This is a genomic window from Turicibacter sp. (genome assembly GCF_017941855.1).
In the GTDB taxonomy this organism is placed as follows: Bacteria; Bacillota_I; Bacilli_A; order MOL361; family Turicibacteraceae; genus Turicibacter; species Turicibacter sanguinis.
In genome coordinates, this window is sequence record NZ_JAGAVR010000077.1 from 1 (window position 1) to 5,445 (window position 5,445).

Sequence of the window (5,445 nt, forward strand, 5' to 3'; positions counted from 1 at the left end):
AAATAAAAAAAAACGCTAGTTTAACTAGCGTTTTTCACCTAAAAAAGCTGCACCGATAATTCCCGCATCATTTCCAAGCGTTGCAACTACGATATCTGCAAATTTTTCATTTTTATATAAAATATGTTTTCTAATTTCAGTGTCTAAGCCATCCAAAATAATATCGCTTGATTTAGAAACTCCTCCACCAATTGCAATAATGTGAGGATCAAGGGTATTGATTATACCCGCAATCCCAATAGCTAAATATGACTTAAATCGTTGAATAATTTGTTTAGCTATTTTATCTTCCTCTCGATAAGCATCAAATACCATTTTTGCTGTAATAGTCTCTAGTTTCCCCTCACATTTAGCATAAATTGAGGTATTCTTATTTTCCGCTAATAAATGTTGGGCATATTTAATAATAGCTGTCGCTGAACAGAAAGTTTCAAAGCACCCGTTATTTCCACAATTACAATTAAAATAATTTTCTCCAATCACAACATGCCCAATTTCTGAGGCCATTCCATGAGCTCCTGTAAATGGAATTCCATTAATAATAATTCCTCCACCAACACCAGTTCCAAGTGTTAGCATAACAGCGATAGGATGTCCTTTCATACTTCCAAAATGACTTTCTGCAATAGCTGCTACTGTTGCATCATTTTCAACATAAGTATTAACAGTTGGGAACATTTCTTTTAGCTTATCCACAATATTAACCTGGTGCCATCCAAGGTTAACACATGTTACTTCACCCTTTTGATTGATAAAACTAGGAATTCCAACACCAATCGATCCAATTTCTTGCATCGTTAAATGAGATTCATCTAATAAACTCATGACAAGATTAAAAATATCTTGCATAACCTTATCAAAACCAGCCTCAGAATCTGTCACACAATCTCTTTTCACTATAATTTCGCCAAATTCATTGACGATTCCTGCTTTAATTCCTGTTCCTCCGATATCAATTCCAACAAACTTCATTCTCAAACACACCCCTATTAGAAATTAGCTAATTTTAATAATTTTGTATTTTTATAATTATGAATGACCTTAGATACCTCAAATACAGTTCCATTCGTTAAAAATACTGTATTTTCAATTACTAAAGTCGGATCATTTTCTGATAATTGTAATAACTGTGCCGATTCACTATCCAACTTATCAGCATAAATAATCTTATCTGCAAATCCAATGCTCAATTTTAAATCATTGATAATAAAACTATAAATAGACCTATGAGCAATTTCTTCGCTCATATAAGGAATCACATTTTTATTTAAATAAGTATATTCAACCGCAAATGGCTCCTCGTTAACATATCTTAATCGTTCTAAGAAATAAATATCCGTTCCAACATCACACTTCATCTGTTTAGCTAAATCTTCATCTGCATTAATGACCATGAGATTTATTAATTTGCTTTCAATTTTTTTATCAGGAAAATCTCTCGTAAGTCCTTTTAAATTTTCTAAACTCACATAATCTTGTAATGAAGCCTCTCTAATAAAAATACCACTACCTTGCACTTGGTAAACATAACCTTTATTAACAAGCATCGCAATGGCCTTTCTAATTGTTGTTCGACTTACCTGATATTTTTCAATTAAATCTTCTTCACGAGGTAATTTTTTCACTTCATTATACTTCCCCGAAAGTAAATCCGCTTCAAGTTCTGATACTATTTGCTTATATTTTGTACTCATAAAATAACACCTTCTGCCTCAAATATCTTAAATACATTATAACAAATCAAATATAGGTTTACAAATTATAATCAGAAAACACTTTTAAATTAAATGATATAGATCCTATTTCATCTGTTATAAAACGAAAAGCTGGATAAACTTATCCAGCTTTTCGTTTTATAATAAATCTAGTAAATTATTTTCTAAAATATATTCCTCTAAAATCCAGCCATTCTCATAAATTTCAGTCGCAGCATCAATTCCGACATAGCGTAAATGCCAGGGTTCATATTGATAACCCGTTAATAACGTTTTATCCTCTGGATATCTAATAATAAAACCAAATCGATGTGCATTCTCAGCTACCCATTTCCCTTCTTCTGTTTCACCAAACTCAACCGTTAACTCTTCATTAACAGAATCCGATGTAATATCAACTGCGAGTCCCGTTTGATGTTCACTATGACCGGCTCTTGCACTATAGGTATCAGCTGCTTCTCCACCATCTGTAAAAACATATCGATCATATAAGGCAACTTGAGTTACATATGAACGATATCCACTGCGGGCTGTTAAATTATAACCATATGATTTGGCGACAATAAACATTTGCTTCAGTGCATCCGCTGCAGATTTTCGTAAGTAATTAGACTCATTAGTGCTATCCCTATTATAAAGAGGAACTTCTAGTAACACTAAATCATCTGGTTCATACTCATCAGATAAGCGATAATTCTTATTGACTAAAACCGTTAAATTTTCTGGATTGTTAACCCAGACAATTTTTTCATAGAAATTTCCCATCACAAAGGCATGTAATTCTTCCTTTTTATGATTAAAGTAATTCACAACACTTAATCCTACTACAAAAAATAAGACAGTTGAAATTACCATGAGTCTAAGTTGTTTTTTCGAACAATATTGATAAGCCAATTTAATCACCTACCTCAATTCAAATTTTTTAATTGATTTATTATGGACCATTTATTTACCTTTATTTCAACTTTTTAAAAATTCGTGTCACAAAAATCACCTTTTGAGCGTTATAAGATTGTAAAGAAAATTTATTCATTTAATGCTACACTTAAATTTAACGTATGACGAAAGGGGAATGAATGGTGACTCATGAACAATTAAATGCTTCATTCTCAGATGGGGGAGAAATCGAGTTAAATGAAGCAATCACCCTATATGGCCAAAATCTCATGAGATATTGTCACAATATTTTGTGTGATTATCATGAAGCTGAAGATGTCGTACAAATGACATTTGTTAAAGCTTATCAAAAAAGGCATCAATTTAGGAGCGGTAGTTCATTATCTGCTTGGCTTTATCGTATTGCTTATCATCACTGCATGGATATTCTTAGAAAGCGAAAGCTTCTCTTCTTTCTCCCAAAGCAAGAAAATGATCATCACATGAGTGAAGAAGTTAAAGAGGCATTAGCAAAGTTATCCACAATGGAGCGCGCGTTAATTTTCAACCGCATTATCGAGGAGCGTGACTACAAAGAGCTTGAAGTTATTTACAATCTGCCCGCTGCCACGCTTCGTAAACGATATGAACGTGCAAGGAAAAAGTTATCTGAACAATTAATTGAAACTTTACCAAATGGGAGCGTGATGATGAATGAAATTTAATACCCAAGAACAACAACTAAGACAATTACTTGAGCAGATTGATACACCAAAGGTCGACAACTTACACGAAAAGGTTCACCAAAGACTGACTCAAAAATCACCTTTTTCTAAAGGACTAAAAATGACATTAGCCACTTGTCTTTGTCTATTTTTAGCACTTCCTGTTGCTGCCTCAACTCCAACTTTTCAAAAGCTCGTCTATCTTATCAGCTCTGAAATGATTGATGCCCTTCAACCGATTAATTTAGTGAGCGAAGATAATGACATCAGACTCGAAGTATTAGGCGCGTTAAATGATGAGGAACAAGTCGTTATCTACCTCACACTACAAGATTTAAACGGAGATATCTTAGACGAAACACTCGACATTTACAATTACACACTTGATGGAGTCAGTATTTTAAATATACAAACCATTGATTACAATAAGGAAACAAAAACAGCAACCCTTCGCTTACAAGGTAACGGTGGAAAACACCTAAACGGAAAAAGCATCCGTTTTGGAATTCAATCATTCTTAACCAATAAAAAATTCTATGATAACATGGATGTTCCTTTAGATTGGAATGAACTGTTATCCACAACTCCCGAAATTATCACGTTGGGTGAGCATGATTCCTCAGGTGGTAGTGGTCTGATTACAGTGAATGACACAGCTATTCAAGTGTTAAAACCTAATCAAATGGACATTAAAATTCCAGGTCTTGATTTCGTAACCATTACAAATGTTGGTTATGTCAATAATCGCCTTCATATCCAAACAAGATGGCTAGAAGATAACATCGATGATCATGGTTATTTCTATTTCACTGATTCATCTAATCGTAGAGTCAATAATAAAAGTTGGAGCATTAGCTATGGTGTTAATGAAAACAATGAAACTGAATATGGGCGTATCATGACAGAATATATATTCGAAATCTCTCCAGAAGAACTTTCCACTTTCAATCTCCACGGAGATTTTGTTTCAAATGATACTTATACTGAAGGAAATTGGAATGTGAAATTCAAACTAGACTCAACAACTGAGATGTTTACTCAAAAAACAGATATTAAACAAGGGAGCACCACAGTGGCTGAAGTAAAAATTTCTCCTCTTGGAATCACGTTAAATATCGTAGGAGAATTAATACCTGAAGATTGGCAAGTTTCTTTAATTTTAAAAGATGGCGCTAGAAAAACACTTTCTTCAAGAACTTCGATGACCATTCAAGATGAAACAACATTAAAGTTTTCTGACCCAACCTTATTAAAGCTTGAAAATATTGAAGCTATCCAAATCAATGACACGATAATCCCCCTACCAGAATAGGAGAACATCATGCTAACTATCTTTTATACCTTTATCGGATTATTCATCCCCTGTCTCCTACTTGGAACACTACTCTACTTACTTGTCGTTCTTTGCCTATGGTTCACTAAAAAACGACAATACTTTACCTTCAAAAGATGCCTTATCGAATTTACATTTTGTTGTTATTTGATTGCCCTCGCTAATCTAACTGGACTTTTTAACATTAGACTTTCTTATTTCTTCAGTTTTCATGCCACACCTAACCTAATCCCAATCCTCAATACACTACGTGAAGTTTTTGAGTACGGACCTTACGTTTTAAAACAAGTTTTCTTAAATGTTGCCCTATATGTTCCATTTGGAATATTAGTTTCACTATTACTAAGAAAACCTACATTACTTCAACTCCTACTATTAGCTGGATGCACATCCTTACTAATAGAAACTCTACAATATTTTGGAAGACGATTTGCTGATATCGATGATTTACTTTCTAATATAATAGGAGCCTTACTCGGATATCTTCTGATCAAACTCATCAAAAAAGCCATTGACTAATCAACGGCTTTTTCTTTTAAGCAATATATTGTTCAATATAATTAGGAATCTCTTCAGGATTTAAATCCAAGATAAATCCTAATTCTTCATTCAATAACTTTTCGGCTATTTCAAAAACTTCATCATCACTTTTATTTAATCGTGTTCCTTTAAAATCTTCTAAAGTTCGATATGAGTAAATTGTCTTGACAATCGTGATTAAGTCACTACAATTTCCTTGCTTCACCATACATCGGAATTTCTGGTTTCGTTCTCGATCATCTTTTATCCATAATAA

Annotated in this window: 6 protein-coding genes and 1 pseudogene; 3 read left to right on the top strand and 4 right to left on the bottom strand. The window is 33.2% G+C overall.

What is annotated here, in order from left to right:
• Window positions 1-24: 24 nt before the first annotated feature.
• From J6D32_RS09170 to J6D32_RS09180, 3 genes are all read right to left on the bottom strand, one after another.
• A complete protein-coding gene (locus J6D32_RS09170; RefSeq protein WP_009607461.1) occupies window positions 25-972 on the bottom strand; it encodes an ROK family protein in 948 nt (315 codons plus the stop codon).
• A 17-nt stretch (window positions 973-989) separates the two neighbouring features.
• Window positions 990-1,694 carry a GntR family transcriptional regulator gene (locus J6D32_RS09175; RefSeq protein ID WP_006783855.1) on the bottom strand — a complete coding sequence of 235 codons (705 nt, stop codon included), beginning with the start codon at window positions 1,692-1,694 and terminating at the stop codon, window positions 990-992.
• A gap of 159 nt (window positions 1,695-1,853) precedes the next feature.
• Window positions 1,854-2,609, bottom strand: coding sequence for a M15 family metallopeptidase (locus J6D32_RS09180; RefSeq protein ID WP_006783856.1), 756 nt, complete (start codon window positions 2,607-2,609; stop codon window positions 1,854-1,856).
• 185 nt (window positions 2,610-2,794) lie between these two features.
• Between J6D32_RS09180 and J6D32_RS09185 the strand changes: the two genes are divergently transcribed.
• Genes J6D32_RS09185 through J6D32_RS09195 form a run of 3 tightly spaced genes read left to right on the top strand, consistent with a single transcriptional unit; the run spans window position 2,795 to window position 5,168 of the window.
• The gene (locus J6D32_RS09185; protein WP_425598133.1) at window positions 2,795-3,316 is read left to right on the top strand and encodes an RNA polymerase sigma factor; all 522 of its coding nucleotides are present in this window, start codon (window positions 2,795-2,797) and stop codon (window positions 3,314-3,316) included.
• Window positions 3,306-4,628 (top strand): DUF4179 domain-containing protein, encoded by a 1,323-nt coding sequence (locus tag J6D32_RS09190; RefSeq protein WP_006783858.1) that lies wholly within the window; start codon window positions 3,306-3,308, stop codon window positions 4,626-4,628. The genes J6D32_RS09185 and J6D32_RS09190 overlap by 11 nt, the downstream gene beginning before the upstream one ends.
• Before the next feature lie 9 nt (window positions 4,629-4,637).
• Window positions 4,638-5,168: a VanZ family protein gene (locus tag J6D32_RS09195; protein WP_055164369.1), complete on the top strand. Its 531-nt coding sequence runs from the start codon at window positions 4,638-4,640 to the stop codon at window positions 5,166-5,168.
• A gap of 16 nt (window positions 5,169-5,184) precedes the next feature.
• Here the strand turns inward: J6D32_RS09195 and J6D32_RS09200 are convergent.
• Window positions 5,185-5,445: pseudogene (locus J6D32_RS09200) on the bottom strand (CarD family transcriptional regulator); the annotation flags it as partial.

Coding starts and splice junctions, on each gene's coding strand:
- J6D32_RS09170 (WP_009607461.1), bottom strand. CDS start 972: ATGAAGTTTGTTGGAATTGATATCGGAGGAACAGGAATTAAAGCAGGA.
- J6D32_RS09175 (WP_006783855.1), bottom strand. CDS start 1,694: ATGAGTACAAAATATAAGCAAATAGTATCAGAACTTGAAGCGGATTTA.
- J6D32_RS09190 (WP_006783858.1), top strand. CDS start 3,306: ATGAAATTTAATACCCAAGAACAACAACTAAGACAATTACTTGAGCAG.
- J6D32_RS09195 (WP_055164369.1), top strand. CDS start 4,638: ATGCTAACTATCTTTTATACCTTTATCGGATTATTCATCCCCTGTCTC.